Raw genomic sequence first — 26,159 nt, 5'->3', positions numbered from 1 at the left:
CTCCAAGTAAGACGTTGCTAGGCAGCGACACTCGTTGAAACAAGCGACCACTGAACGAGGCCGTCTATGGTAACGCGAATCTTCGCCGGCAGCGCCTTTGTCTGCGGCCACAGGACGCTGATCGGCAGTTCGCCGCCTGACAGGCCCTCCAGGACAATCTGAAGGGCCCCGTCTTGAAGATCGCCTTCCACCATCCATGACGGAAGTTGCGTCAGACCGTGTCCTGCCTTAGCGGCCATTAGCACCGTCTCGAAATCCTGCAGTTCATGCTTGACGGGGACGGCCTGCCGCGCTGTCGAGCCGTCGGGTTGCTTCATCAGCCAGGCGATGCGGTTGCCTTGCCGTCGTCCGACGATGCAATCGTGTCCGGCAAGATCGCTCCAGGATCGCGGAACGCCCCGCCGTGCGAGATAGCCAGGTGCTCCGACTATCACCGTCTGCTGGACCCCAATCTGTCGCGCGACGAGGTCGGTCGAATCCTCAAGATTGCCGATACGCACGGCGAGGTCGATGTTTTCGCCGATCAGGTCGATCCGCCGGTCGGTGAAGCTGACATTGAGGTTCAGCGCCGGATAGCGTTTCGCAACCCCTAACAGTACGGGCATGACGTGCAGTCGACCGAACGCCGTCGGGAGATCGATGCGGACTTCGCCGCCAGGCGTGTCCCGCGCGAGCGCGAGGGCGCTCTCGCCACGCTCAAGTTCGTCGAGTGCCGCGACGCAGTGCTCCAGCCAGGCCTCTCCGGCAGGCGTCAAGGTCAGGCGGCGGGTCGTCCGGTGGAGCAGCTTGGAGCCCAAGCGCGCCTCCAGACGCGACACCGCCCGGCCGATCGCGGACTTGGCCATGCCCATTTCCGCCGCAACCGCGGTGAAACTACCGAGCCGAATAACGGCTACGAATTCGGCGATGCCATCGAAACGCGAGTTCATCCGCCTATTGTAGCTTCAAACGCAATAGTGAGTCCACCAGGCCGGCACTAATCTGCTGAGGAGTATCCCTTTATATCTTCTGGAGCTTTAATTCTCCACAGGAGCCGCCCCATGCCCTCTCTATTCGATTCCTTCGATCTAGGTCCCGTCCACCTCACGAGCCGCATCGTCATGCCGCCGATGACGCGCACCCGCACCTCCGAGGGTGCTCTTCCGACAGATGGCGACCTCCCGAACGAACTGACCGTCAAATATTACGGTCAGCGAGCTAGCGCCGGCCTGATCATCTCCGAAGTCAACGACGTGGATCAGTCCAGCCACGGCTACGCGCGGATTCCCGGGATTCACTCCGAAGCCCAGAAGCAGGCCTGGCGCCCGGTGACCGAAGAGGTTCATCGTCAGGGCGGCACCATCTTCATGCAGCTGTGGCATGTCGGCCGACTGGCGCATTCCTCGCTTCTGCCGAACGGCCAGGCGCCAGTGGGCGTGACCGCGGAACAGGCCGTCGGCTCAGAGGTGTTCGCCCATGGCCCGGACGGCCGGTTGCGCTTCATGGCGGCAGAGACGCCGAGGCCGCTCAGCACCGAGGAAGTGACGGCCATGGTGGGAACCTTCGCCAAAGCCGCCGCCAATGCGCGGGAGGTCGGGTTTGACGGCATCGAGATCCATGCCGCCAACGGCTATCTGATCGAGCAGTTCATGAACTCGGTGCTCAACACCCGCACCGACCGCTACGGCGGCGGCAGCATGGAAGATCGTGCGCGCTTCCTGATGGAAGTCGTCGACGCGGTCGTGGCGGAATTCGGCGCGGGACGCGTGGGGGTTCGCCTCTCACCGTTCGGCAAATATGGTTCAATGCCCGCTGATCCGCTCGTCGAGGAGACGTTCCTGTACATCGTCGAGCAGCTCGGGCGCCGCGGCGTGGCCTATGTCCATCTGCTCTACGAACTGCTGCCCGACGGCAACATGGAATCGGCCACGTTCGAGGCGCGCCATCTCGACCATGACATGCTCGCCAAGGCGCGAGCGTCGTTCCCCGGCGCGTTCATATGGTGCGGCGGCTTCAATGACGTCGAGCGTGCCCAAGCCGCGCTCGCTACCGGGCTGGTGGACCTGATTGCCTATGGCAGGCCGTATATCGCGAACCCGGATCTCGTCGAGCGTCTTCGGAGCGGCTGGCCATTGGCCGTAGCGGACCGGTCCGTCTATTACACCCGCAATGGCGAGGTGGGGTACACGGACTTCCCCACCTATTCGAAGAATGGCGCCGCAAGCAGGGCCGCCTGACACGACGATAGGCCGAGCAGGAGTCCGGCGCAGCGCCACGCACTCCTGCCGGTCGAGACGACCTCCATAGGTTCCGGCGGAGTCGCCCTGTGCCCGCGCAGATCCTGGATCTGGGTGCGCCTGACCGCCCTTCTTTCACGACAGGCAGAAACATCATGACAAAGCGAACATTTCTCGTCACCGGCGCCAGCAAGGGCATCGGCCGCGCGCTCTCGGCGCGGCTCGCCGCCGACGGTCATCACGTTGTCGGCATCGCTCGTGGCGATGATCCAGCGGACGAGCTTGGCGTGAAGGCCATCGCGAAATGGAAGAGCAGCCCGCCTCGAGGCCATTGGCAGGAGGCGGGCGTGAGGATTAAATATTCGCTTGTGCTAATATAAAAATGACATAACGTAATGTCCGGCATCTTGAGGATGCGCAACCGTGGGGGAGTACGATGAGAGTTGCTATATTTTGCGCGGCTATCATGATCGCTGCGACAGGTGGCACCATTGCCAAGGAAAAGAAAGTGGTGGTCGGTGATGCTGCGGCCCTGTGCTCTACGAAGCATTCGACCAAGAAGCCGGTGAGAGATCTGGACTGCGGTTTGACTGGCACGGCCAAAATGCCGGATGGAGCAACCCCGGAAAAGCCGCGCCTCGGATACGACACCGATCCGTGGATGGTCATTGGCTTTTAAAGCTGGCTGCAGATAGCCGCCAACTTGCGGCGTGGCCGATGGTCGCCAGGTACTTGGAATGACACTCGTATCAAATTCCAGTACAACCAAACGAATTACCGCAATCCACCAGCAATCCCCAATTGCCGTGAGCCCATCGGGCGCTTGGCGAATTGGGACGATGGTTTCGCACGACTACCTGCCGACAAAGTAGCTATCTGCGTGCCGATTGTTGCTGATTATCTATGGAATGTTTTACTTTTGTTTTCAGCACCTTACGTCGCGGGTTTCGGCGACGTTTGAGTGGGGGTCAGTAATGATCCGGTGGTGGGCCGAACTCGACGATCCTGCCACGATGCATGACAGGGAACCGCTCGCCAAAATGGGCGACGACGGCAACATGGCATGGTGCACCGGCTTGCATACGATCTGAGGCATCACGTTTGCACTCACAAAAAGCTTGATCTCGGCCCTGCGATATTCATGGATGAGGCGTAGGTGTAATAGTTGTGGTAAGGGAATGACGCTTTCTTTTCATGGAGATTGCGATGAGGGAGAGAACAATTGAAAGCGGCCTCAGCCCGCAAATGCAGGAGGCCATTCCGATAATTCGACGCGTTTTCAGACAACATGCGCCGAGGCGGCTTGAGCTTGAGCTTACTGCTGGAAAAGAGTGGTATAATCATTCCCGCTGGTCCCTGCATCATTCCGGCAATGCGGTTGATATTAGGACGAAAAAGCTGGCGGATCGCGGGACCGGTATGTTGTCAATCCTTTTAGGATACTTTTTGCAGCAGGAGCTTAACTCTGAACTTGGCAAGGCCAAGTATTTAGTCCTGGTGAACGATCAAGGGCCTATGTTTCCGCATATTCACGTTCAGTATAATCCAGGGGCCAGAATGAGCACACCCGGGGACTATGACGGCAAGCGACGGCGAGCGGTCTAGCAGCCCAAAGGAAACTCCTTTGCGTGCTTGGTTGCCTTTTGCACGCAAGCGCGGACAAAAGCCTCGCCGCGCTCTTTGCGCCATGCCGTGGAAGACATCCTTCAATCCACCGCGCGGATGCAAAGCCGTTTGATGCGCCGGTACCATCCGCCCAAATTACTCGAAGAAATAAGTAAAGCCCCCGTCGGAGGCTCCGACGGTCACCTTCGTCATCTTTTCACCGTCAAGCGACCGGTTGAGCACGCCGCGGCTTAATTCCGGCAGAAGCGTGTTGGTTAAGATGGCATCGATCATCCGCCCGCCGGATTCGATTTCCGTGCAGCGTGCCCTGACCAGATCGATGACGCCGTCGCCGATCACCAGTTCCGCGCCACTGGTTGCACGCAGCCGGCGAGCGATCCTGGCGAACTGATGACGGGTGATCGCCTCGATCATCGAATCCGACAGCGGGTAGTAAGGAATGGTTACCACCCGTCCAAGAAACGCCGCCGGAAAAACCTTCAGCAACGGCCGGCGCAAGGCCGTATCCAGATCTTCGAGGCCGGTCCGAACCGTGCCGTTCCTCGTCCGGTCCATGATGACTTCAGAGCCGACGTTCGAGGTGAGCAGGATCAATGTGTTCTTGAAATCGATGCGCCGCCCTTCGCTGTCGTCCATCATGCCCTTGTCGAAAACCTGGAAGAAGATTTCGTGGACGTCCGGATGCGCCTTCTCGACCTCGTCGAGCAGGATCACCGAATAGGGTTTGCGCCGAACCGCCTCTGTCAGGATGCCACCCTTGCCGTAGCCGACATAGCCGGGGGGCGCTCCCTTTAAAGTCGAGACAGTATGCGCCTCCTGAAACTCCGACATGTTGATCGAGATCAGGTTCTGTTCGCCACCATAAAGCGTCTCCGCCAAGGCCAGCGCGGTTTCGGTCTTGCCGACGCCGGAGGGGCCACAAAGCAGGAACACCCCCACCGGCTTTTCCGGCGCGCCGAGCCCGGCGCGGCTGGTCTGCACACGCTTGGCGATCATCTCCATGGCATGCTCTTGGCCAACCACGCGCTCGCACAGAGTGGCCGCGAGCCGGAGGGCTTTTTCGGTCTGGCTCGACAGCATGCGCCCCGTGGGGATGCCGGTCCAGTCCTGGACCACCGCGGCCACGGCATTTCGATCAACCGAGGGCAGGATCAGCGGCGCCTCGCCTTGCGCCTCGGCCAGTTCAGCCATGCGTTCGCGCAACCGGGTAAGATCGGCGACCGGATCAGGTGGAAGTCCATCGGCAACAGCCGTTTTCACTTTGGGATCGGATGCCTTGTCCTTGGGCGTTTGGATCTCAGGCAACTCAGACTCAGAGGCGTTGGCATCCGCTGGCGTTTCCATCGCATCGAGCGGCATACCGTCGCCGCGCAGCCGGGCACGCAATTCGAGTATCTCGGCAACTAAAACTCTTTCGCGGTCCCAACGTTGTTGCGCGGCAGCCAGCGCGACCCCTGTTTCGGCAAGTCCGGTGTCGACCCGTGCCTGCCGTTCGGTCACCTCGATCCCGATCGCCGCCTCACGATCGATGATGCCGTGCTCGACCTCCAGCGCCTGGCGCCGCCGTATGATATCCTCGAGCTCGGCCGGCGTGGCATGCTGCGAGATTGCGACCCGGGCGCAAGCGGTGTCGAGAAGGCTTACCGCCTTGTCGGGTAGTTGCCGCGCCGGGATATAGCGGTGTGACAGGCCCACTGCCGCCTCGATCGCCTCATCCAGTATCTGCACCCGGTGGTGCTGCTCGAGAACTCCGGCCACCCCGCGCAACATGAGAACGGCCACAGCTTCGGAAGGCTCGTCGATCTTTACCACCTGAAACCGACGGGTCAGCGCCGGGTCTTTTTCTATGTGCTGCTTGTATTCAGCCCAGGTCGTTGCCGCGACGGTACGCAGTTCACCGCGTGCCAGCGCCGGCTTCAGGAGATTGGCCGCGTCGCCGGTTCCAGCAGGGCCGCCTGCGCCGATCAAGGTGTGAGCTTCATCGATAAAAAGGATAACCGGTGTTTCGGACGACTGCACCTCGTCGATTACAGCCTTAAGCCGTTTTTCGAACTCGCCCTTTACGCTTGCCCCGGCCTGCATCAAACCGACATCGAGCATGCGCACGCTGACGCCCTGTAGCATCGGTGGTACATCGCCCTGGGCAATACGCAAGGCGAAGCCCTCGACGACCGCGGTCTTGCCTACCCCGGCTTCGCCCGTCAGGATCGGGTTGTTCTGCCGCCGCCGCATCAGGACATCAACGATCTGCCTGATCTCGGGGTCGCGGCCGACGACGGGATCGATCTTGCCGTCGCGGGCGCGCTGGGTCAGGTCGGTGGCGTATTTCGCCAGCGCCGAATCCCCACCCGGAGCCCGCCGTGGCATCTCCGTTGCGGAGACCGTGGTCGAGGTGCCAGCTTCGAGTGAGCCCTCCATGACATCGGCGAACCGCGCGATCACCGCGTCGGCGTCGATCTCGTCGAATACGCCGCTGATCTTCGACAGCAGGCCTTCTAGGACCGGGGTCTTCAGGCAAGCGAGCAGAATATGCGCGCTGCGGACTTCCTCGACGCTGAACTCAAGCGTCGCCAAGTTCCAGGCCTCCTGGATGGCATGAAAGATGTGGTCGGAAAATTCCTCGATCGATGTGGCGCCGTATGGCAGCTTGTCCACGGCGCGGGTCATATCGGCCGTGAGCCGGCTGGCATCCACTCCCGCATCGGCGATGATCATTTGCACGTCCGAGCGATCGGAAAGCACCAGTTGCTCGATGAAGTGGACGAGTTCGACGTAAGGGTTGCCGCGCAGCTTGGCGGTGTCCGCGGCTGCCTTGAAGGCGCGCACGCCGACAGGATTGAGCTTGCCGACCAGTTCCTTACGCTTGAAGCTCTGTGACGACCGGCGCTGTTCCATCGAACCTGCTCCTGCAATCTGCCAGTCGATAACCTGCCACATAAGCCGTCGCTTGACAAAGCGCCCGATGGACGGCGTCGCCAAGGCCGTTCGCGGGGCCGTCAGCCTTTGGAAGCCCAGACCACTGGCGGCAGAAGAATTTCGCGCATCCATGTGGTGCATTTTACCGACTGGGTTCGGCAGTCTCGCCAAGCCATCCCATAGCGAACACGCGGTGGTCAGCTTTCGTTAGTTTTTAAGCAGCGGCTTTAATTGGCGTACGGCACGTCAGTGTGGTAACCTTGGGTCAGGTGCCGTTGAGGGCCGGTCGCTGGGGGTCTGTGTGATTGATGTCGCACTTTGGCTTACTCCGCTCGACGGTGAAAATCCGTCAGGGGAGGATTTGCGCAACGACCCGGCCTTCCATGAGCTGGAGCGACTGACGGAACAGCAGAAGAAAGTCGAGTTCCAAGGCAGCAAAAACACTGAAGTCGACGTTCCGATAGACTGGCCTACCGTGCTTACCAGGGCTGAAGAGCTGCGGTCTCACGGCCGGGACCTGCGCCTTCTCGTCATTGTTACGCGTGGACTGGCCAACGAGCATCGGTTGGCCGGCCTGGCTGCCGGCCTGACCCTCATCGCGCAAACCGTCGATCAGCATTGGACGACCATGCATCCGGCCCTGCGGTCCAGTGCCACGCCGCGCGAAGCAGCCTTGCGCCGCATCAATGCGCTTACCGACCTTCAGAACAGCCAGGACGGTCTACTCAAAGATTTGCGGAAAATGACATTCTTTGCGCCGCGCGCCATTGGGCCGATCCTGGGCGCGGATCTGGAGAAGGGTTCGCTTGACGAGCGGGTCATGCTGCAGGAGGCTGCTTCGGGACTGAATGCGGCCGAGAAGGCGAAGCTGGCAAGCGAGCACAGCCAACTGGTGAACCGGGTGCGCAGCGCATGCGCGGCGCTGATTGATCAGGCCGGGCCAGAAATGACGTTGCTCATAGCCGACGCCCGCGCCGCGATCGCCGCTCTCGAGAGCGCCGAAGCCGCCTTTAACTCCCGCCTCGAAGGCGCTGGCGCCACGCTTCCCGAGTTAAAGCGGTTTCTGCAGCGTCTGCTGACGACCCTCGAACGAAACGCGACCGGTGCCACTGCCGCGAACGGCCTCGCAAAGCCGGTCGCGACGCCAGCAGAACCGGCAGCACGTGTTCGCAACGGCGATGGAGCCGATACGATGGCAAGCGTGGCAAGCTACGCAGAATCCGGCGACAGCGGCCTGCCCGACCGGATCTCCTCGCGCGACGACGTCGTCAAATGCCTCGATCTCGTCGTCGCCTTCTATGACAGCACCGAACCGTCCAGCCCGATCCCGCACCTGGCACGGCGCGTGCGCCGAATGGTGCATATGGATTTCGTTGAACTGATGGAAGATCTCGCCCCGTCGGGACTGAAGGAATTTCGGCTTCTTGCCGGCGTTCCCGATGTCAAGAAGACGGCACAGAAAGATGAAAGGTAAGACACATGCCAGCCGAAAGCAAAGCCAAGGTCATCGAACGAAATCGCGCGCCACGGGTGCAGATCGCCTATGACGTGGAAACCTACGGCAGCCCGACGACGATCGAACTGCCGTTTGTCATGGGCGTGATGGCCGACCTTTCCGGTGCTTCGCAAACCAAGGAAGCGTCAAAGTCGGTTCTGGACCGCTCCTTTGTCGAGACCGACGCGAACCGCTTCCCCAAGTTCATGGAGGCGCTCGGACCCCGCGTCAAAGCGCGGGTGAAGAACACGCTGCCGCAGGCCGAAGGCCAAGAGCGCGACGAGGAACTGGCACTCGATCTCACCTTCACCAAAATGGGCGATTTTGCCCCCGACAAGATCGCCGAGCAGGTTCCGCAACTGGCCGAGATCCTCAAGATGCGTCGTCAACTCGAGGAATTGCTGGGCTTCATGGATGGCCGCGTAGACGCCGAAAAACGTATCGCGCAGTTGCTGAACAACGAGCCACTTCTTGGCAAGATCGCCAGCCAGGCGCTGACTGACGACGACAAGACGGGAGAATAAACCATGGCCGAACAGCAAAAGACCGCCACCCTCGCCGCCGAGGCCGAAGCCATAGACCTTGGAGAATTCAGTGGGCTCCTCGAGAAGGATTTCAAGGTCAAGAAAGACGACAGCGAGAAGCTGCAGCAACTCGTGCGCAATCTCGCGCTCGCAGCGCAGTCCCGTTCCGACACCACAACCATCTCGTCCAATGCCATCAAGTCGATCAAGTCGCTGATCGCCGGTATCGACAAGATGCTGACGGCTCAGGTCAACGAGATCCTGCACGCGCCGGAAGTGCGCGAAATGGAAGGCACATGGCGCGGCCTGTGGTACCTCGTCAACAACACCGAGACCGACCAGAAGCTTAAAATCCGGGTGATGAACATCTCCAAGGAGCAGCTGGCCGACACGCTCGAAGACTACGAAGGCCAGATGTGGGATCAGAGTCCGATCTTCAAGAAAGTCTACACAGACGAATATTCGATGCTTGGCGGCGAGCCGATCGGCTGCGTGATTGGCGCCTACGAATTTTCCAACCACCCGCGCGACGTCGGTCTGCTACGCAACATCTCCGGCATCTGCGCTTCTGCGCATACGCCTTTTATCGCGGCCGCCTCGCCTCGACTGTTTCGTATGGATAGCTGGCAGGAATTGCCGAACCCTCAGGATCTACAGCAGATCGTTTCCAACCCGGCCTATGCCTCCTGGCAGTCGCTGCGCGAAAGCGAGGATGCTCGCTACATTGGGCTGACCATGCCTCGCGTCCTGGCCCGGCTGCCATATGGCACGGACACCGTTCCGGTGAAGGGCTTCACCTTCGAGGAAGAGGTGCAGGGCGATCACAACAAGTATGTCTGGATGAACGCCGCCTTCCCGATGGGCGTCAACATCAACCGCAGCCACAAGCTGTTTGGCTGGGGTACCCAGATCCGCGGCGTCGAGAACGGCGGAACGGTGCTTAATTTGCCGGTGCACAGCTTCCCGACCGATGATGGGTCGATAGCGATGAAATGCCCCACGGAAGTCGCCATTGATGACCGGCGTGAGGCGGAACTCGCCAAGCTTGGCCTGATGCCGATCCTGCACCGGAAGAACACGGATCTTGCGGCTTTCATCGGTGCCCATTCGTTACAGGACGACGAAACGCGCGCCGGCCGACTGGTGGACCCCGATGCGCAGTCTAATGAGCGGCTGAGCGCCAACTTGCCCTACTTGTTCCCGGTTTCGCGCTTTGCGCACTATCTCAAAGCCATAGCGCGAGACAAGGTCGGGTCGTTTAAGGAACGCTCCGACATGCAGATCTGGTTGACCGAGTGGATCAACCGCTACGTGCTGGCCAACCCGGCCTTTGCCGACGACAAGGCGCGCGCCAAGCGCCCGCTCGCCGCCGCCGAGGTCCAAGTGGACAGCGTGGAGGGGCGGCCGGGCTACTACAACGCCCGCTTCTATCTGCGCCCGCATTACCAGTTGGAGGGCATCAATGCCTCGCTTCGACTGGTGTCGGAACTGCCGTCCGTTAAGACTTGATTGCAGCAACAACAATCTTTTTTTTGACAATGGTGGAGAGAGACAATGCCAGTAAAGATTGATGGTTTTCTGAAGGTTCCCGATATCAAGGGCCCCAGCACCCGCGACGGCCACGATGATGAGATCGAAATCCATGGCGTCGACTACAAGATGGTCGCACCCTATGACCCGAATTCGCTCTCACGTCGGGGGCGCGTGTCCATGGGCATGATCAAGTTCATCAAACACTACGACAAATCTTCGCCTTATCTCAAGAAAGCCTTGTTCGAGAACAAGGCCCTCGATGAAGTGGTGTTCTCGGCACGTCGGACGATCGATGGCGAGACTAAGGATTATCTGGTCGTCACCCTCACCGACGCCTCGATCATGGAATACGACATGTCGCAGGCCGAGGATGAGGAAGACCTGATCCAGGAAGAGGTCAGCTTCGCCTACAAGAAGATCAAGTTCGTCTATGACGGCAATGATGAAGCCGAAATGGATGTCTATGTCGGCAAGTGAGGGTCGGCGACCCGACGCTGGCAAGCAGCACAGTACCGGCAGCTTGCGGGCAAAAAGCGAGGCCGTCCAGCCGTCGCTTTGGGATCGCCTCGTCAATGACCTGCCTGGTCTGACCTCGGAGATAGACGGGCTGCGCCATGTCTTGCTCGACGAGCTTGGCGCCGACCGTGTCGACGCCCTCGTTGGCGCCAGCGCGCGGGCCATCGACGCTGATGCCGAACTCACAGCCGAGCAAAAACGGCGTCTGCATCGATTGGCCTTTCAGACCCAGCATCGGGTCGAGATCGAAAGTCGCGGCGTTGTGGTGTCAGCCCGCGTGCTCAGAGAAGCAGTGCGGCGTGACGTCGAGGCGCTCTTCAACACCGAGCGCTTCGAGGCCACGCCGCTCCTGTCCGATCTGGAAAATGAACAGGTATCGGACAACCCACCGTCGCTCGCAGATTTCCCGGAGGTGCGCCGGAGCGTGGTCAATTACGGCGTCCCCTCCTTCTCGGGCAGGTCTTCGCGCGACTTTGATCGCGATGTGCTGGCGCGTGAGATCCGTGCGGTGCTCGCCACCTTCGAGCCCCGCCTCAAGGAAAGCGCAACAAAGGTCACAGTGACGCTTGGCGACAAGACCGCCGGCCTCAAGATCGAGATTGACGGTGTGCTGATCATAACCCCGACACCGGAACGCATGCGCCTGCGCACTACGATCAATCTCGATAACGGCGCGGCGCGGACCGAAATCAGGGACGCCTGAGATGGATCGGGTCTTCGTCGAATATTACGAGGAGGAGTTGACCCACATCCGCGGCCTTGCGGCCGAATTTGCCGATATGCATCCAGCGGTCGCGCGCAACCTTTCCCTCGACACGGTCCCCTGTCCGGACCCCTATGTTGAGCGGCTGCTGGATGGCGTGGCTTTCCTCGCGGCGCGCACCCGGCTAAAGGTCGACGCCGAGCGTTCGCGATTTTCGCGCAGTGTGCTCGACGTTCTTTATCCCGATCTGGTCACCCCGGCGCCGGCAACGGCGATGGTGGTGCTCAAACCAGGCCAGCAGGTCCAGACCATGCTCGACGGCCACGTCGTCAGGCGCAACACCCGGCTGGTTTCCAGCCTGCGGCCCGGCCTTTCGACGCGCTGCACTTTCTCGACCGCGCAAGAGACGACCCTGTGGCCGATAGCAATCACTTCGGTCAGCTATTTTCAGGACCGCAGCGCGTTGGCGGCGGCCGGGATGGCCACGGTCGGCGGTGTGCGCGGCGAGGCGGCGCTCCGCATCACGCTGGCCCCGACCGGAAAAGGCAAGCTCCACGAATTGACGCTCGACCGGCTCGATATTTATTTTGCCGGGCGAACCAAGGCGCCGCTGCTATTCGACGCGATCTTCGGCACTTGCTCAAGCGTTGGCGCACGCGCTGAGGGCAAGAGCAACCCGTTGTCGCCCTTGCCAGCGCCCGAAATGGTTGGCATCAGCGACGACGAAGCCTTGATGCCGCGTACCCGCCCGACATTCGAAGGATATCGCCTCCTGCGAGAATACTTCATAATGCCCGAGCGCTTCCACTATGTGCGGGTTTCGGGGCTACAGCCTGTCGTGCGTCGATGCGACGGAGGGCTTGAGATCGTCTTCCAATTCAGGCGTCCGGTGCCAGAGTTGGCCGATCTGACATCGGCCGACTTCGAACTTTTCGCAACGCCGATCATCAATCTTTTCGAACGTGAGTGCAACGTCGTCGAGATCGATGCGCGTAAGACACGCCAGGTTTTGCATGCAGACCGCACGCGGGCGCGCGACTTTGAAATCTATCGGATCATTCGTGTTGAGGACGCCGACACCGAAGGCAACGACGCCGAAATTCCGGAACTGTTCAGCCTGGGGCAGAACAGCGGCAGTGGGTGGGTCTACTCAACCGAGCGGCGCCCTCGGCGCGCGACCGAAGACGAACGGCGCGACGGTCTAACGCGCACGTCATACACCGGCGACGACGTTTTCCTGGCCGTATCGCGACCGCTCGCTAGCCCGGCGTACCGACCTCTGAAGCGTCTCGACGTCGTAGCACTGTGCACCAATCGTGACCTGCCGATCCTCGATGACAATCCCACATTGACGCTTGAGGCCGGCGACCCGGTCGAAATCGTCAGGCTCCTTGGAGCCCTGCGTCCACCGCATCCGGCGATCCCCGCAGCACTGCCCACAGGGGCCGAGGGTGAATCGCGCGCCGACGATCTCGCCTGGCGGCTGGTGGCACAGCTCATGCTTAACTTCCTCAGCCTTGCCAAGGAGGGCCGCGGCGTCGACCCGTTGCATGCGCTTCTCGATATCTATGCCGACCGAGGCGATCCCAGCCTGGCTCGCAATGTACATTCGATCGCCCGCATCGACTCGCGGCCGGTCGTGGAGCGGCTTCAGATCGAGGGGCCGATGTGCTTCGGACGCGGCACCGAGGTTACGTTGCATGTCGATGAATCCATCCTGGCTGGCCAAAGCACTTTGCTGCTTTCGGCTTTGCTGGCGCGGCTGTTCGCCCGATATGCCGGAATAAACGGTTTCGTGCGGACCCGCACGCGGCTGCTGCAGAAGCAGGAGGATGTGCCATGGCCGATGACGCCCGGCAATCGCTCCCTGATCTAGACAAGCCCAGCCCAAACCCCGCTGAAGGTCTGTCCGAAGGGTTCGACTTTTTCGAATTGCTGCGCCGTCTCGAACAGCAAAATGCCGTGTTCGGCCATTCCGGCCGTCCCGACCGTGAGCCGGCAAGGCTTGGCCAGCATGTGCGCCTCGCCTTCTCGGCCAGGGACCTGGTCCATTTCCGCGAAGCCGACAACGGCAAGCCGGCCCGGGTCACGATTGCAAATCTGGGTCTCTTGGGCCCCGAGGGTCCAATGCCGCTGCATCTGACGCGCTGGGTGCTCGACCGGCTGTCGCAGCGGTGGTTCGCCGGGGCCAACGCACAGCTGACCAGCGACACTACTTTCGTCGATTTCGTCAACATTCTGCAGCACCGCATGATCGCCCTTTACTATCGGGCGTGGGCGGATGCGAATCCGGCCGTTCAGGTTGAACGCGCGGTCGGTGGCCGGGTTCGCGCCATGCTTGCGGCCGTGGCCGGTATCGGACTTCCCGGCACCCGAAACATCGATCTCGACATGGTGAAGCTTCGCCAGGCGGCTTCGCTCGCCAGCCAGGTCGAGGGCCCGGAACGACTGACACTGTTCCTGGCGGAAGCCTTCAAGGTGCCGATAAAGATCAAGGAATTCGTCGCCGCCTGGACAATGATACCAGCAGGCCTCCAGACCCGCCTCGCAAAATCCTTTGCTGTGCTCGGTCGGGGGGCGACGATCGGCCCACGCGTTTTCACCCGCCAAAGCAGGATCGAACTGCGGGTCGGCCCTTTAAAGTATGATGATTTCAAGACATTCCTGCCGGGCAGCCAACGGCTCAAACTGTTCCAGCACGCGGTTCGCGACATGGTCGGAGAATCTCTCGATGTCGATCTGCGTATCGTGCTTGCGCGTGAAGCAGTGCCGCCGCCCCGTATTGGAGCGGTGCAGCTCGGCCGAACCGCCTGGCTTGCGCGACCCGCTGAAAGGGGGGATGCTGATGATATGCGGCTGCGCACTATCGTCGGATGGCGGCCGGAAATGGCGGGGGGCGCGGCATGAGTCTGCTGCTAACGCTAGAGCAAGGGCCACGCACCCAGGCGGTGCGGCAAACTCGCCTGGACGAAGGTGAGCTGGTGATCGGCCGCAGCGCCGATGCAGGCTGGCAGATCGATGATCCCGACATGTTCGTTTCACGCGCTCACTGCAAAATCTCTGGCGGGCGAGATGGATATTTCGTCACCGACACATCGAGCAGCGGTTTGTTCATAAACGATTCCGATAGCCCGCTTGGTCCAGGCAAGTCCGCACGCCTTCAAAGCGGCATGCGGCTCAGGCTGGGCGATTACGTCGTCTGTGTCGACCTGCAGATCGCGGCCGCTCAAGCGCCCGCAGTCATCCAGCCGGTACCAGAACGTCTGCCAGCGGCATCGCGGGCGCCGGTAAGCATCGGCCGCGATGACTTCTTTTCCGCCAAGGTCGAAGAAGCGCCGCAACGGCCTCGACCTGCTGATCTGCCGAACCCATTCGAGCAGCCGATCCCAGGGGCGTTCGAGCGCGCGTCCTCCGGCCAGCGCAACTCGCCTGCTTTCGACGACCCGTTCAGCCTCGATCCGGTTTCAACGCCGGTGTCGAAAAACGCCGCCGTTTATGTCGAGCAGGGCGGGGTGGGCAGCCGGGCGGATCCATTCAGCCTCGACCGGCCCCCCCCTCCCAGCCACGGAGCTGAATCCGCAGCGGGAAAGCTGTCCGACTTCAACGATGATTTTGGTTTCGGACCGGTCTCCTCGCCCAGTTCGACAAATAACTCGGCCTCGACCGGCCAGCGCGAGCGCATTGCCCAACGGCCACCATCCGCCAATCCCTGGGATATTCCCGCGCAACCGGCCGATGTCCTGCCTCCAGCGCGCATGGGTGCTGCTTCCAAACCTGCCCGCCCGCCGGCAAGCGCGCAGCCCGCCGAGATGGCGCTCCGCGCCGCCTTCTTGCGCGGCATGGGCGTCGAGGAAGCCGATTTCCCCGGGCGCGACAGCATCGTGGAAATGGAGAAGTTCGGCCGCGAATACCGGCTGATGATGGAAGGGCTGATGCAGCTTCTGCGCAAGCGGGCCGAGGAGAAAGGAAATGCTCGCGTCGCCCAGACAATGGTCGGTGCCTCCGAAGTCAATCCGCTCAAATTTCTGCCGTCGGTCGACGACGCCATCGTGACGCTGATCGCTGAGCGCAGCCCCGGATTTCTCGCCGGGGAGGCGGCAATCGCCGATGCAGTTCGCGATCTCGCGCAACATCACGTGCGCGCTTGGCGAGGCATACAGGCCGCTTTGCGACGGATGATCGATCGTTTCGATCCCGCAGCGATCGAGGACGAGCTGAAATCGAATTCGGCGATCGGCACCCTGCTTTCGGGCGGGCGCGGCGCCAAGCTGTGGGAGCTCTATCAAAAACGCCATCGCGAAATCGCCGAAAGCGCGGAAAAAAGCTTCCTTGGCGAAATCGGCACTGATTTTCGAGATGCATATGAGGAGGAGTAAGCCATGATCGACCGACGTGAATTGATGATTGCCCTGGGCGCGACCGGGCTGGTTGCAGCGTGCCAGAGCGGTCCGCCAAAGCCGTCGGTGATCACCGTCAACGTGACCGGCGGGGCCGGCATGAATCCGGGGCCAGGTGGCGGCGACCGGCCGGTGACGGTTCTCGTGATGCGGTTAAAAAGCACCGGTAAATTCAATTCCGCCGACTATTTTGCGCTGCAGGGGGATGCCGGCAGCGCACTCGCAGGAGATCTTATCGGGTCCGACCAGATCGCCGTCGGGCCCGGAAAATCCGCATCCAAGACCATCACTGTCGAGCCGGACGCGACGGCTCTGGGCTTCGTTGCACTGATCCGCGAACCTGGCGGCAGGAACTGGCGGACAACCAAGTCGGTGTCGCCGGGATCAAAGTTCACCATCAATGTCACGTTGGGCAGCGGCGGCATCTCCGCCTAGCAGCCAAGGTAAGGGAGCTCAATGCAGAGAGTAGCGGCATGAGCGATGCAAACAGGGTGCTATGGTCCGAAGGACTTTTCCTGCGAACCCAGCATTTCCAGCAGCAGGATCGTTTCTTCGAGGCGACGGTGCGCGGCGCGTTGCAGGCCGGACAACTGCATACGTTCGGCTTTCGACAGCTGACGCTGGACCAGGCATTGCTGGAATCCGGCCAGGTCGCGATCCTGTCGGCCCGGGGCATCTTCCCGGATGGGACACCTTTTTCCATTCCGGATTGGATGGACGCGCCGCGACCGCTGCCGGTCACCCCGGAGACGGGCGCAGGGCCGGTGCTGGTCGCCTTGCCGCTGGAGCCTCCCGGTGGTGTCGGCTTCGATCCGGCACACGCCGCCGCCTCTGGAGCGCGATATCACGGGCGGATCGTTTCGGTGCGCGACGCTGTCCAGGGCGGTTCGGATCCTGAAGAAATAGAAATCGCCCGTCCGCAGGCGCTGCTGCTTGCACCTGGCAAGTCGGTTGGTGGCTACACCGCCTTGCCGATAGCCGACCTCAACGGAGTTCGAGCCGATGGCGGCGTCTCTCTGGACGAGAGCTTCCTGCCACCGGCACTGGTTACCGGCGCGGTGGCCTGGTATCGGCAATTGCTTCTGGAAGTTGTCACCGGCCTCGACCAGATCGCCGAGGCGCATGGCAAGATGGTCATGGGCGGGCCTGGGCGCAGCGTCGAAGATCTGTTGATGCTCAATCTCGCCAATGCGGCGCGTCCGCGACTGGCTCACATGCTGGCGCAGGATGTCTTCCATCCGGCCGAGCTTTACCTGGAACTCGCCGGGCTCGCCGGTTCGATGGCAACTTACGGATCGAGCGCGCGGCGGCTGGGCGAGTTGCCCGCTTACGATCACATGGCGCCCGGCCCTGCCTATTCGGCGCTGGCGGACGCGCTGCGCTCGCTCATTCTCAGCCTTCGTTACATCGAGCCGAAATCGCGTGCGCTGCCTGTCATGCGGCACTCGACCAATGTCTGGAAAATTCGCATCGACAACCCAAAGCTGCTGGTGGCCAGCCGCATCGTCATCCGGGTCGGCTCGGAGCTGTCGGAGGATGCCCTGCGCAAGATCTTCGTCAATCAGGCGACCGTCGGCTCGGCCGACGAGTTCGAGGGCCTGTGGAAATCGCGCTTGCCCGGCATTCCGCTAAAACCGCTTCATTCCCAGCCACGCGAAATCCCTTACGACGGCGATCGACTGTGCCTCGAATTGGATCAGAAAAGCGAACACTGGGCCTCGCTGCTCGACGCACCAGGCTTCGTCATCGGTGTTTCGGGCGTGTTGCCAAGCGAGCCGCAGGTGGACTGCTATTCGGTGAACAGGTGAGATCATGAGCCGCGATGATCCTTTCGGACTGTCGGAGGATCGCGAACGCACTCGCATACGATTGAGCGGCGCGCCGATGCCAAGGCCCATGGCGCCACTTTCGCCGGGCGCACTGGTAAAACGCTCTCGCACCCACCCGAACGCGCTTGTCAACGCCTTTGCGCCCTTGCTCGAGTTCGCCCCCGAGCTCGAAAGCGCAATGCCGCCAGACAATCCGGAAGTCTTGCGCACCCGTTTGCTCGAAGAACTGGTTCGGGCACGCGACACGGCTATGTCGACGGGGTCCTCGATGGAGCGAGCCGACCAGGCAGCCTGGGTGGTGGCTGCGTTGCTCGACGATCTGGCCCTGAACACGCCTTGGGGCGGGGCCAGCGCCTGGCCGCGGCAGCCGCTCGTCGTCATGCTGCGCGGCGATGTCGATGCCGGCACGCAATTCTTCACGCGACTCGACGAACTGGAACGACATCCTAACCGGGACCGAGAATTGCTTGAACTGCAGTACCATTGCCTGGCGCTCGGCTTCCGTGGCAAATATCGCGTGCCCGGCCGCTCAGGCGACCGCTCGCTCAATGCGGTTCGCGTGGCGGCGGCCCGCTTCCTGCGCAATGCCGACGCCGAAGGCGCGCCTTTAGCGCCAAACTGGAAAGGTGTCATCGCCTCCGACCAGCCGCAGCGCTTCATCGTGCCGATCTGGGTCATGGCGCTCGGTGCTGCGGTTGCAGCCGCGGCGATCCATATCGGGCTGTCAATGGGACTGAGCAGCCAGGCGGTCGAGCTTTCCGCACTTGTTCGTGCCCTGCCACCGCCTGCCCGCGGCGACATCACCCGCGGGTCGCCCAAAGTCGACGCCCCGCCACCGCAAAAAGTGGATTTTGCGCTGTTGCCGGAATTCCAGGCGGGGGCGCCGGCCGAGCTCAAATCTGCTCTCAGCGGCACCGAGAGTGTTTCACTGGCCAAGCTGATCATCCAGGCCTCCAACCCCGAACTATTCCAGTCATCGCGGCCACAACTGACCGATGGTTTCGAACCCTTGATCGGTTCGATCGCCAAGGTGATCCTCGCCAATCAGGAGCTGATCGGAAACATCACGGTGGTCGGCCATACTGACAGCGTTCCTTTGCAAAAGACCAACCCGCTGTCGACCAACCAGCGCCTATCCGAGGCTCGCGCCCGGACGATTGCCGACATGCTGGTTCAAAACGGAGTGCCGCAGGATCGCGTCCATTCGGAGGGCCGGGCAGCCACCGATCCTGTGGCCAGCGACAGCACGCGCGAGGGGCGAGCCTTGAATCGCCGCGTCGAGGTGCTCGTCGAAAAGAGGCTGTGAGATGTTCATCCTGCGCTTCCTCTGGGCGGTCCTGACATCGCGCTGGCTGTGGACGCTGATCGGCCTGACGCTGCTATCCCTGGTTATCTGGATCTTCGGTCCGATCGTCAGGGTCGGTCCCTACGAGCCCTTCGCCTCCGAAAATGTGCGCATCGTCATCATCGCGCTGCTGGTCATCTTCTGGCTGGTCTGGCTGATCGTTGCCCAGCGTCGGGCGATCCGCGCCAACCGGATGTTCGTGGCCGAGATTGCCGCGCCAGCGGTGGAAAAGCCGCTCAGCCCAGGCGAGGAGAACGTCGCCGCCGTGGGCGCCAAGTTTGCCGAGGTGATGACCGAACTGAGGCGCCGCAAGCTGGGCGGGCGCAAGTTCCTGCGCGAGATGCCATGGTACGTCATCGTCGGGCCGCCGGCGACCGGCAAGACCACCGCCTTGCGGCAGTCCGGACTGAATTTTCCGATCGATCTCACCGACGACTTGCAGGGGGTCGGTGGCACGCGCAACTGCGACTGGTTCTTTTCCGAAAACGCGGTTCTGATCGACACTGCCGGCCGCTATGTCCAGCAGGAGAGCCAGCCGGATGTCGACGCGGCCGAATGGCTCGGTTTCCTCGACCTCTTGAAGAAACATCGCGGCCGCCGTGCGCTGAACGGCGTGATCGTCGCGCTTTCGATCGACGTCCTTTCGGAGGGCGACGAGGCCATCAAGGCGCACGGGCGCAAGATCCGCCGCCGGTTGGCCGAGCTCAACGACCGCCTTGAAATCCGCCTGCCGGTCTATCTGATGCTGACCAAGGCCGACCTGATCAAGGGCTTCGAGCCCTTCTTCGGCGGTCTGTCCACCGCCTCGCGCGAACAGGTGTGGGGGACGACCTTCGCGCTGGATGCGCGCGTCGATGGCAAGACCATCGAACGAGAAATCGCGACGCTGGCGACCGAACTCGAGCGGCGCTTGGTGACGCGCCTGGAGGACGAGGACAAACTCGCCGCCCGTGCCGAAATCTTCAGGTTTCCCGCCCAACTGACAAGCTTGTCCGAACCGATTCAGGTGCTGGTCGAAGCCATGTTCGGCGAAAGCCGGTATGAGGAGGCTGCCTGGCTGCGCGGCCTCTACCTGACATCGGCGACGCAGGAAGGGGCGCCTATCGACCGGCTGACCGCCGCGCTGTCTTCCTCCTTCGGTCTTCCACCGCGGCGCGCCCTGCCCGCATCTCGGGTCGAGAAACGCAGCTTCTTCCTGAAGAACCTCCTCACTGAAGTCATCTTCAAGGAAGCAGGCCTCGGTACATTTGACCCACTGGCGCAACGCCGCCGAGCCTGGATCTGGCGCGGCGCCGCTGCCGCATGCGCTGCGGCGGCGTTGCTGGCAGGCGGCCTGTTCACCTGGTCCTATTTTGACAACCGCCATGCGATCTCGGCGCAGGCAGGCCAGTTCGAAGCGCTGCAAACGCCGCTGACCTCCGCTGCCGCAACCCCGGCATCGGTGGAGCGGCCTGCCATGGACGGCGCGCTCGAGGCGATGGACGCGGTCGCAAATGCCCGGACAGCACCGCCGGGCGCTGCCCACGATCTGCTTGGCCCATCGGCCTCGGCGGAACTGGTCAGGGCACAGGCCGACACTTATGACCACGCCCTCCGCAACGTGCTCGAGCCCCGGATGGTGGCCCTGCTCGAGGCGACGATGTGGCGCCAGATCCGCGATCCCGACTTCATGCTCGGTGCGCTCAAGACCTATCGCATGATGACGGGCCTGTCGCAGATGGATCCAGACTACGCCCAGAACTGGTGGGTGAACAGTCTGCCCGAATTCGCGGCCGCGGCGCCATTTCCGACAGCCGACGCCGAAGAGCATCAGCTTGCCGCGATCCGCCGGATGACGGTCGACGAAAGCTATGTCGCGCCGGACCAGGCCCTGGTTGCCGAAGCTCTGAAAACGGTCTGCACGATTTCGTTGCCGGCGCGTGGCTACAAGCAGTTGTTGGCCGATCCGGCAGTGGCCGGGCTGAAGGAGTGGATACCGGCCAATTTCGCCGGCCCAAACGGCGGCAAGGTGTTTGCACGGCGTTCGGGCAAGACACTACGCGTCGGCATTTCGGGCGCTTTCACCTATTCCGGCTTTCACGACGTCATTCTCGACCGCATCGACGATGTCGCCGCCCAGGCGGCGCTCGATCGTGCGGTTTTCGCCGGCGGTTGCTCGGAAAATGCCGAGACATCCGTCTCGGCGCTGTCCGAGGATATTCTGAAGCTCTACTACGACGACTACATCGCGCAATGGGATAGCTTCCTGCGCGACATGAGGCTTGCACCATTGACCGATCTCAATGTCGCCGGCGAAAACCTGAAAGACCTCTCGAGTGCTGATTCAGCGCTGAAGCGGCTGCTTACGGCGGTCGTCCAGGAGACAGAACTGACCCGTTCCGACGAAGCGCCTGCCGACGACAAGGCGGCAGCCAAGGGCGCTTCGAAACTACTCGGCAAGCTGGGCAAGCTTGGCAAGCTGGCGACATCGGGTGCGAAACTACTTCCCCGCGCCGGATCCGCCAGTGAGGTGGACCTGACCGGCAATCTGGTGGCCGAACATTTCAAACCGCTGAAGAGCACCATCGCAGAGGTCGACGGCCAGCCACCGGCGCTGGATGCTGCCGTTGTCGCACTGACCGCGCTTTCGAACGTCCTGCAAACGGTCACCGCGAACCCCAATCCACAGGATGCCATCAAGAAACAGGGAGGCCTTGCCGAACTGACGGGCGCGGTGGCAAGGCAGGCCCAGATCCTGCCCGATCCCATCAACAGCTGGTTGGGCGGGATAGCCGGCGACACCAGCAATTTGACTCAGAAGGCGGTCACTTCGGAACTCAACGCCATCTGGCGGGCCGACATACTGCCTTTCTGCCAGGCGGCGCTGAACAATCGCTATCCCTTCAGCGAAGCCAGTGCGGTCGACGTCAACGTGCGCGATTTCGCCCGCCTGTTCGGGCCCGCCGGGCTGATCGACGGTTTCATCAACGACCACCTGATCAATTATGTCGACACGACCGGCGAGCCTTGGAAGTGGCGCGCCGATTTCGGCCTCGACCCTTCGGCGCTGGCGGCGTTCGAGCAGGCCAGGCACATCCGCGACGATCTTTTCCCCGGGGGTGCCGGACCGGTGATGAGCTTCACGCTCGAACCGAAGGATCTGTCTCCCAACCTCACGCGCGTCACGCTCAATCTCGATGGCCAGAGCCTCGTCTACTACAACAACGCAACGCGGCCGCAACCGATGACCTGGCCCGGCAAGGACGGCACCGGGGTCATTTCGCTCGCCTTCCAGCCGATCGACGGATCGCCCGAAATCATGCTCAACGAGACCGGCAGCTGGGCATGGCTGAGGATGTTGCGCAGCGGCCGATTCACCGGAACCTCGCTTTCGGATGTCTACAGTCTGCGCCTGGGCACGAAAGGCATGTACGCCGATTTCGAGCTCAAGGCCGCCAGCGTCGAAAACCCCTACAACCTCGAAATGTTCAAGAAGTTCACATGTCCCGCGCAGATATGAACGCGCCCGGCTTCTACGGCAAGATCCCGGCGACGGGGGATTTCGTCACCCGGCGGCTGCCGGGCGATTTTGTGCGCGTCTGGGACCGCTGGCTGGCGCAGCATTTCGTGCCGCTGATCGGTTCGGAATTTTGGCCAAGCACAACCGCGCTGCGCTTCCTGGCCGGCCCGGCTTCCTTCGGTGCGTCGGCAGGCATTATCGTGCAGAGTGCCGACAGGGTTGGCAGACAATTCCCTTTGACCATCGTGGCGCGGCTTGCTGAAGCGCCCGTTCAGCTGGCCGATGCGGAGGCGTGGTTTTCCAGCATCGAAGACGCGGCCATCGCCGGCCAACACGGCGAGCTGACACCCGAAGAACTGGATGCCGCGCTGGGCACCCTGCTGGTACCGCCTGTCGAGCCAAGCGAAGAGGTCATAAGCGGCATGGTGGTGTGGACCGCCCGTTCGGATATTTTCGACATCGATCCGCAATCGCCGCAAGCGACGCTGGAAAAGATCTTTGCGGCCAGTTGAGAGACCAGCTGATGCAGATATTGCCAAGACAGTTGAAGGCCCGCTGTTTCACCACCGCGTAAGGATGCGTGAGTTCAAATGTGGATACTGTCCAACGAGACGCCATTTGCCGCCCAGGAAAGCTGGACGCGTGACGAGCGCGGACATGAGATCTGGCTGATCGCGATCAAGGCGTCGTTCGAGATCGATCCCGACGGCAAGCAGCGACTCCTGAAGGATCAGGCGCCGGTGAATCTGGCGCCCGTTCACGGTGCGGATCCGAACGAGCTTCTCGACGAGACGGATCTTAATCTGGAGAAGAAGCACACCGATATTCTGGTCGAAGGACATGTCTATGCGCCCGGCGGGCGCCCAAGCGTGGAGAGCGCGGCGCGCATAAAAGTCGGCGACGTGGACAAAACCGTCAACGTGCTCGGCGACCGTGTGTTCATGCCTGGCGCGGCTTCGGTGCGGATGAGCCGGGCGGAACCATTCACAAAAATGCCGATTAGCTGGCGCCGGACCTACGGCGGCACGGATATGGAAGCTTCGACGCCGAACTGGGACCAGCGCAATCCGGTCGGCACCGGCTTTGCAGTCGACCCGCAGCGGCTTATCAGCAAAACTGGCCCCAATTTCGAATATCCCGACGCGCCCTATCGCGACCACAGGAGTGGTAAGCCGGCCGGCTTCGGGCCGGTGGCGCGGCACTGGCAGCCGCGTATGAAATACGCCGGAACCTATGGTGAGGAATGGGAGAAAACCCGCGATCCACTTTTGCCCCGTGATTTCAACCGACTGTACTACCAGTGCGCGCCGGAGGACCAGCAAACCAAGACCCCACTCATCGGCTATGAAGATGTGCGGCTCGGCAATTTCACCGCAGACGGCTTCCTGCATTTTCTGCTGCCGCGTATCACCTTCGACATGACCACCAAGTTCTACAATCGCCCGGATCGCAAAAACGGCGAAGCCAACTTCCACACGCTGCGCATCAAGCCTGATCTCAGGCAGTTCTCGATTACGTGGATGTCTACTCTGCCGGTGCCGTTCGACGAAGAGCACCTGAAGATGACAAATCTGCGCATCAGAAAGCGTATCGGCATTTCGCCAACAATCGCGGCGACGGGCGTCTGGCAGGGGGAAGAAGACGATTGACTATCAAAGGAGATACTATTGTCGTCGTGGGTGTAGGAGCGCGCACTCCGTTGGGTTTTGACACGGCCTCAAATGCAGCGGCGGTCCGCGCTGGCATCTCTGTCATTCAGGATCATCCCTATATGATCGACCGGTTCGGCGCGCGGATGAAGGTCACCCGCGATACCGGCATCGAGGTCAATCTGCGGGGGCCCGATCGGGCCGTCGAGATTGCGGTGTCGCCGGCCCTTGATGCGCTACGGCCGTTTTTGGAATCGGGCCACACAGCTAAGGTTATGCTCATCCTCTCCACCGGCGAACCCCGGCCTGGTCAGCCGGATGGCTTCGCCGCGCAGGTCGATACGCGGCTCCGCAAGCGGTTGGCGCATATCTTACTGGAAGGCGGTGGCTCGACCGCGGGCGGCCATGCCGGAGGACTTCTGGCGATTTACCATGCCTGCAAATCCCTGCGAGATGGAAAAGCCAAATTCTGCCTGGCGGGTGGGGTCGATACCTATCTTGAGCCAGAAACACTCGAGTGGTTGGACGAAAACGGGCAGCTTCATTCGGACGGCAACATCTATGGCTTCTGTCCAGGCGAGGCGGCAGGCTTCATCCTGCTGACAACGCTAGCCGTGGCGCGTGCCTACGGGCTTCGCCCGTTGCTGGAAATCGTCGGCTCCTCGATTGCGAGTGAGGAAAACAGGATCAAGACCGAAACGGTGGTATTGGGCGAAGGCCTTGGCGCGGCCTTCCGTTTTCTTTTCCAGGATGCGCCGATCGACCCGGTCGACCGCATCATCTGCGACATGAACGGCGAACGCTATCATGGCAACGAATACGGTTTCGCAGTTATCCGCAATCCCGGTCGCTTCAAGGATGCAGCGGATTTTGAGACGCCAGCCGACTGCTGGGGCGATGTCGGCGCAGCGTCCGGTCCGTTGTTCGTGAGCCTGATAACCGAGGCAGAAGCGCGCGGTTACCAACCTGGCCCGCTGTCGCTCATCTGGGCGAGTTCCGAAAATGGCATACGGGCAGCCACCTTGTTGGGTGGCCCGAGAAGGAGCACCTGATGCCGACCCATATCGTCGTCAACGGCCTCGGCCTAACTTACAAGGGTACAATCGGTATCTCAATCGCCACGATTCCCGATGTCTGCAAGACGCCGACCCCCGGCGGCCCAGTGCCGTTGCCATATCCAAACTTCGCAAACCAGGGGACGCTAAAGGACGGAACGACGACCGTGTTTGCCAAAGGCGGCAAGATGATCGCCGTCAAGGGTTCGCAATATGGCATGACCACTGGTGACGAACCGGGCACGGTTGGCGGCGTCAAGTCCAATACGTTCAAGCAGGCAACAGACTGGATCACCTATTCGTTCGACGTAAAAATGGACGGCAAAAACGCCTGCCGTCACACGGATAAGAAATTTCACAACAACAAAAATGCCGCTGATCTGCAAGGCAATCAGGACGCCGCACTTTCTTACGATCAGGCATTGGGACTCCTTTGCATCATATACGAAGAATGCAAAGCAGTAGCCGGAGCGGAAAAATTTGAGACTTCAGTGGACCCGGCCTCCTTCAATGATCCAAAGTTTGCATTTGGTTCTGACTCGCCCGGTCGGGCGATGAAGCAGAAGTGTGTTGAGCGCGCATTGCGAAAAGACTACCGGAATACGAACTTGATCCCCGAGCAATCATATGATGCTCTCGGCAATCCCGTACCCGGTAGACCACCGGGTTCTCGTAGGCCGGATGTCGTGCGTTTGAGGGGCCCGGGCGGCCCAGTTACCGGCAATATTGATGTCTTTGAGATGAAGTTTCCACCAGACGTTATGGGACCAGGGCAGGAACAGGCATACATGGACATTCAAGGTGGGGGTCCCATTACCATCATTCCTGACGATTGTCCCTAGAACTGTCTTGGAGT

Annotated in this window: 21 protein-coding genes and 1 pseudogene; 20 read left to right on the top strand and 2 right to left on the bottom strand. The window is 61.5% G+C overall.

Annotated features, from left to right (window positions below):
• Nucleotides 1-17: 17 nt before the first annotated feature.
• A complete protein-coding gene (locus tag FJ951_RS11430; RefSeq protein WP_140515113.1) occupies nucleotides 18-929 on the bottom strand; it encodes a LysR family transcriptional regulator in 912 nt (303 codons plus the stop codon).
• Between the two features lie 111 nt (nucleotides 930-1,040).
• On the opposite strand from FJ951_RS11430, the gene FJ951_RS11425 reads away from it, so the two are divergent.
• The 4 genes and pseudogenes from FJ951_RS11425 (at nucleotide 1,041) to FJ951_RS11410 (ending at nucleotide 3,821) form a co-directional block, all read left to right on the top strand.
• Nucleotides 1,041-2,216, top strand: coding sequence for an alkene reductase (locus tag FJ951_RS11425; protein WP_140515112.1), 1,176 nt, complete (start codon nucleotides 1,041-1,043; stop codon nucleotides 2,214-2,216).
• A 155-nt stretch (nucleotides 2,217-2,371) separates the two neighbouring features.
• Nucleotides 2,372-2,488, top strand: a pseudogene (locus FJ951_RS11420) (SDR family NAD(P)-dependent oxidoreductase); the annotation flags it as partial.
• A gap of 194 nt (nucleotides 2,489-2,682) precedes the next feature.
• Nucleotides 2,683-2,895, top strand: a complete 213-nt coding sequence (locus tag FJ951_RS11415; protein ID WP_181165313.1) for a hypothetical protein — start codon at nucleotides 2,683-2,685, stop codon at nucleotides 2,893-2,895.
• 527 nt (nucleotides 2,896-3,422) lie between these two features.
• Nucleotides 3,423-3,821, top strand: coding sequence for a hypothetical protein (locus FJ951_RS11410; RefSeq protein WP_140498284.1), 399 nt, complete (start codon nucleotides 3,423-3,425; stop codon nucleotides 3,819-3,821).
• 156 nt (nucleotides 3,822-3,977) lie between these two features.
• Here FJ951_RS11410 and tssH read toward each other — a convergent pair whose 3' ends face one another.
• Nucleotides 3,978-6,737 carry a type VI secretion system ATPase TssH gene (gene tssH, locus FJ951_RS11405; RefSeq protein WP_140515256.1) on the bottom strand — a complete coding sequence of 920 codons (2,760 nt, stop codon included), beginning with the start codon at nucleotides 6,735-6,737 and terminating at the stop codon, nucleotides 3,978-3,980.
• Nucleotides 6,738-7,059: 322 nt separating this feature from the next.
• Between tssH and tssA the strand changes: the two genes are divergently transcribed.
• The 16 genes from tssA (at nucleotide 7,060) to FJ951_RS28740 (ending at nucleotide 26,145) form a co-directional block, all read left to right on the top strand.
• Nucleotides 7,060-8,232, top strand: a complete 1,173-nt coding sequence (gene tssA / locus FJ951_RS11400; RefSeq protein ID WP_140515110.1) for a type VI secretion system protein TssA — start codon at nucleotides 7,060-7,062, stop codon at nucleotides 8,230-8,232.
• A gap of 5 nt (nucleotides 8,233-8,237) precedes the next feature.
• The gene (gene tssB, locus FJ951_RS11395; protein WP_140515109.1) at nucleotides 8,238-8,777 is read left to right on the top strand and encodes a type VI secretion system contractile sheath small subunit; all 540 of its coding nucleotides are present in this window, start codon (nucleotides 8,238-8,240) and stop codon (nucleotides 8,775-8,777) included.
• A 3-nt stretch (nucleotides 8,778-8,780) separates the two neighbouring features.
• Nucleotides 8,781-10,286, top strand: coding sequence for a type VI secretion system contractile sheath large subunit (gene tssC / locus FJ951_RS11390; RefSeq protein WP_140498288.1), 1,506 nt, complete (start codon nucleotides 8,781-8,783; stop codon nucleotides 10,284-10,286).
• 45 nt (nucleotides 10,287-10,331) lie between these two features.
• Nucleotides 10,332-10,787, top strand: a complete 456-nt coding sequence (locus tag FJ951_RS11385) for an Hcp family type VI secretion system effector (RefSeq protein WP_115143971.1) — start codon at nucleotides 10,332-10,334, stop codon at nucleotides 10,785-10,787.
• Nucleotides 10,774-11,529: a type VI secretion system baseplate subunit TssE gene (gene tssE, locus FJ951_RS11380; protein WP_140498535.1), complete on the top strand. Its 756-nt coding sequence runs from the start codon at nucleotides 10,774-10,776 to the stop codon at nucleotides 11,527-11,529. Before FJ951_RS11385 ends, tssE begins: the two co-directional genes overlap by 14 nt.
• A 1-nt stretch (nucleotide 11,530) precedes the next feature.
• The gene (gene tssF, locus FJ951_RS11375; protein WP_140515108.1) at nucleotides 11,531-13,405 is read left to right on the top strand and encodes a type VI secretion system baseplate subunit TssF; all 1,875 of its coding nucleotides are present in this window, start codon (nucleotides 11,531-11,533) and stop codon (nucleotides 13,403-13,405) included.
• The gene (tssG, locus tag FJ951_RS11370) at nucleotides 13,369-14,436 is read left to right on the top strand and encodes a type VI secretion system baseplate subunit TssG (RefSeq protein ID WP_140515107.1); all 1,068 of its coding nucleotides are present in this window, start codon (nucleotides 13,369-13,371) and stop codon (nucleotides 14,434-14,436) included. Before tssF ends, tssG begins: the two co-directional genes overlap by 37 nt.
• A complete protein-coding gene (gene tagH / locus FJ951_RS11365) occupies nucleotides 14,433-15,905 on the top strand; it encodes a type VI secretion system-associated FHA domain protein TagH (protein WP_140515106.1) in 1,473 nt (490 codons plus the stop codon). Before tssG ends, tagH begins: the two co-directional genes overlap by 4 nt.
• Before the next feature lie 3 nt (nucleotides 15,906-15,908).
• Nucleotides 15,909-16,361, top strand: coding sequence for a type VI secretion system lipoprotein TssJ (tssJ, locus tag FJ951_RS11360; RefSeq protein WP_140498291.1), 453 nt, complete (start codon nucleotides 15,909-15,911; stop codon nucleotides 16,359-16,361).
• A gap of 38 nt (nucleotides 16,362-16,399) precedes the next feature.
• Nucleotides 16,400-17,734, top strand: coding sequence for a type VI secretion system baseplate subunit TssK (gene tssK / locus FJ951_RS11355; RefSeq protein WP_140515105.1), 1,335 nt, complete (start codon nucleotides 16,400-16,402; stop codon nucleotides 17,732-17,734).
• Between the two features lie 4 nt (nucleotides 17,735-17,738).
• Complete coding sequence (gene icmH / locus FJ951_RS11350; RefSeq protein WP_140515104.1) at nucleotides 17,739-19,061, top strand: type IVB secretion system protein IcmH/DotU; 1,323 nt, start codon at nucleotides 17,739-17,741, stop codon at nucleotides 19,059-19,061.
• A 1-nt stretch (nucleotide 19,062) separates the two neighbouring features.
• Nucleotides 19,063-22,599, top strand: a complete 3,537-nt coding sequence (gene tssM / locus FJ951_RS11345; protein ID WP_140515103.1) for a type VI secretion system membrane subunit TssM — start codon at nucleotides 19,063-19,065, stop codon at nucleotides 22,597-22,599.
• Nucleotides 22,596-23,111: a type VI secretion system-associated protein TagF gene (tagF, locus tag FJ951_RS11340; RefSeq protein WP_140515102.1), complete on the top strand. Its 516-nt coding sequence runs from the start codon at nucleotides 22,596-22,598 to the stop codon at nucleotides 23,109-23,111. Before tssM ends, tagF begins: the two co-directional genes overlap by 4 nt.
• Nucleotides 23,112-23,189: 78 nt before the next feature.
• Nucleotides 23,190-24,248: a DUF2169 domain-containing protein gene (locus FJ951_RS11335; RefSeq protein ID WP_140515101.1), complete on the top strand. Its 1,059-nt coding sequence runs from the start codon at nucleotides 23,190-23,192 to the stop codon at nucleotides 24,246-24,248.
• 50 nt (nucleotides 24,249-24,298) lie between these two features.
• The gene (locus FJ951_RS11330; protein WP_246671714.1) at nucleotides 24,299-25,300 is read left to right on the top strand and encodes a beta-ketoacyl synthase N-terminal-like domain-containing protein; all 1,002 of its coding nucleotides are present in this window, start codon (nucleotides 24,299-24,301) and stop codon (nucleotides 25,298-25,300) included.
• On the top strand, nucleotides 25,300-26,145 hold the full coding sequence (locus tag FJ951_RS28740) for a DUF4150 domain-containing protein (protein ID WP_246671713.1): 846 nt from the start codon (nucleotides 25,300-25,302) through the stop codon (nucleotides 26,143-26,145). The genes FJ951_RS11330 and FJ951_RS28740 overlap by 1 nt, the downstream gene beginning before the upstream one ends.
• The last annotated feature ends 14 nt before the right edge of the window (nucleotides 26,146-26,159 follow it).

It is taken from the genome of Mesorhizobium sp. B2-2-3 (assembly GCF_006442405.1).
In the GTDB taxonomy this organism is placed as follows: Bacteria; Pseudomonadota; Alphaproteobacteria; order Rhizobiales; family Rhizobiaceae; genus Mesorhizobium.
Note: the sequence above shows the minus strand (reverse complement) of the source record. Positions and strands in the feature narration are given on the sequence as shown.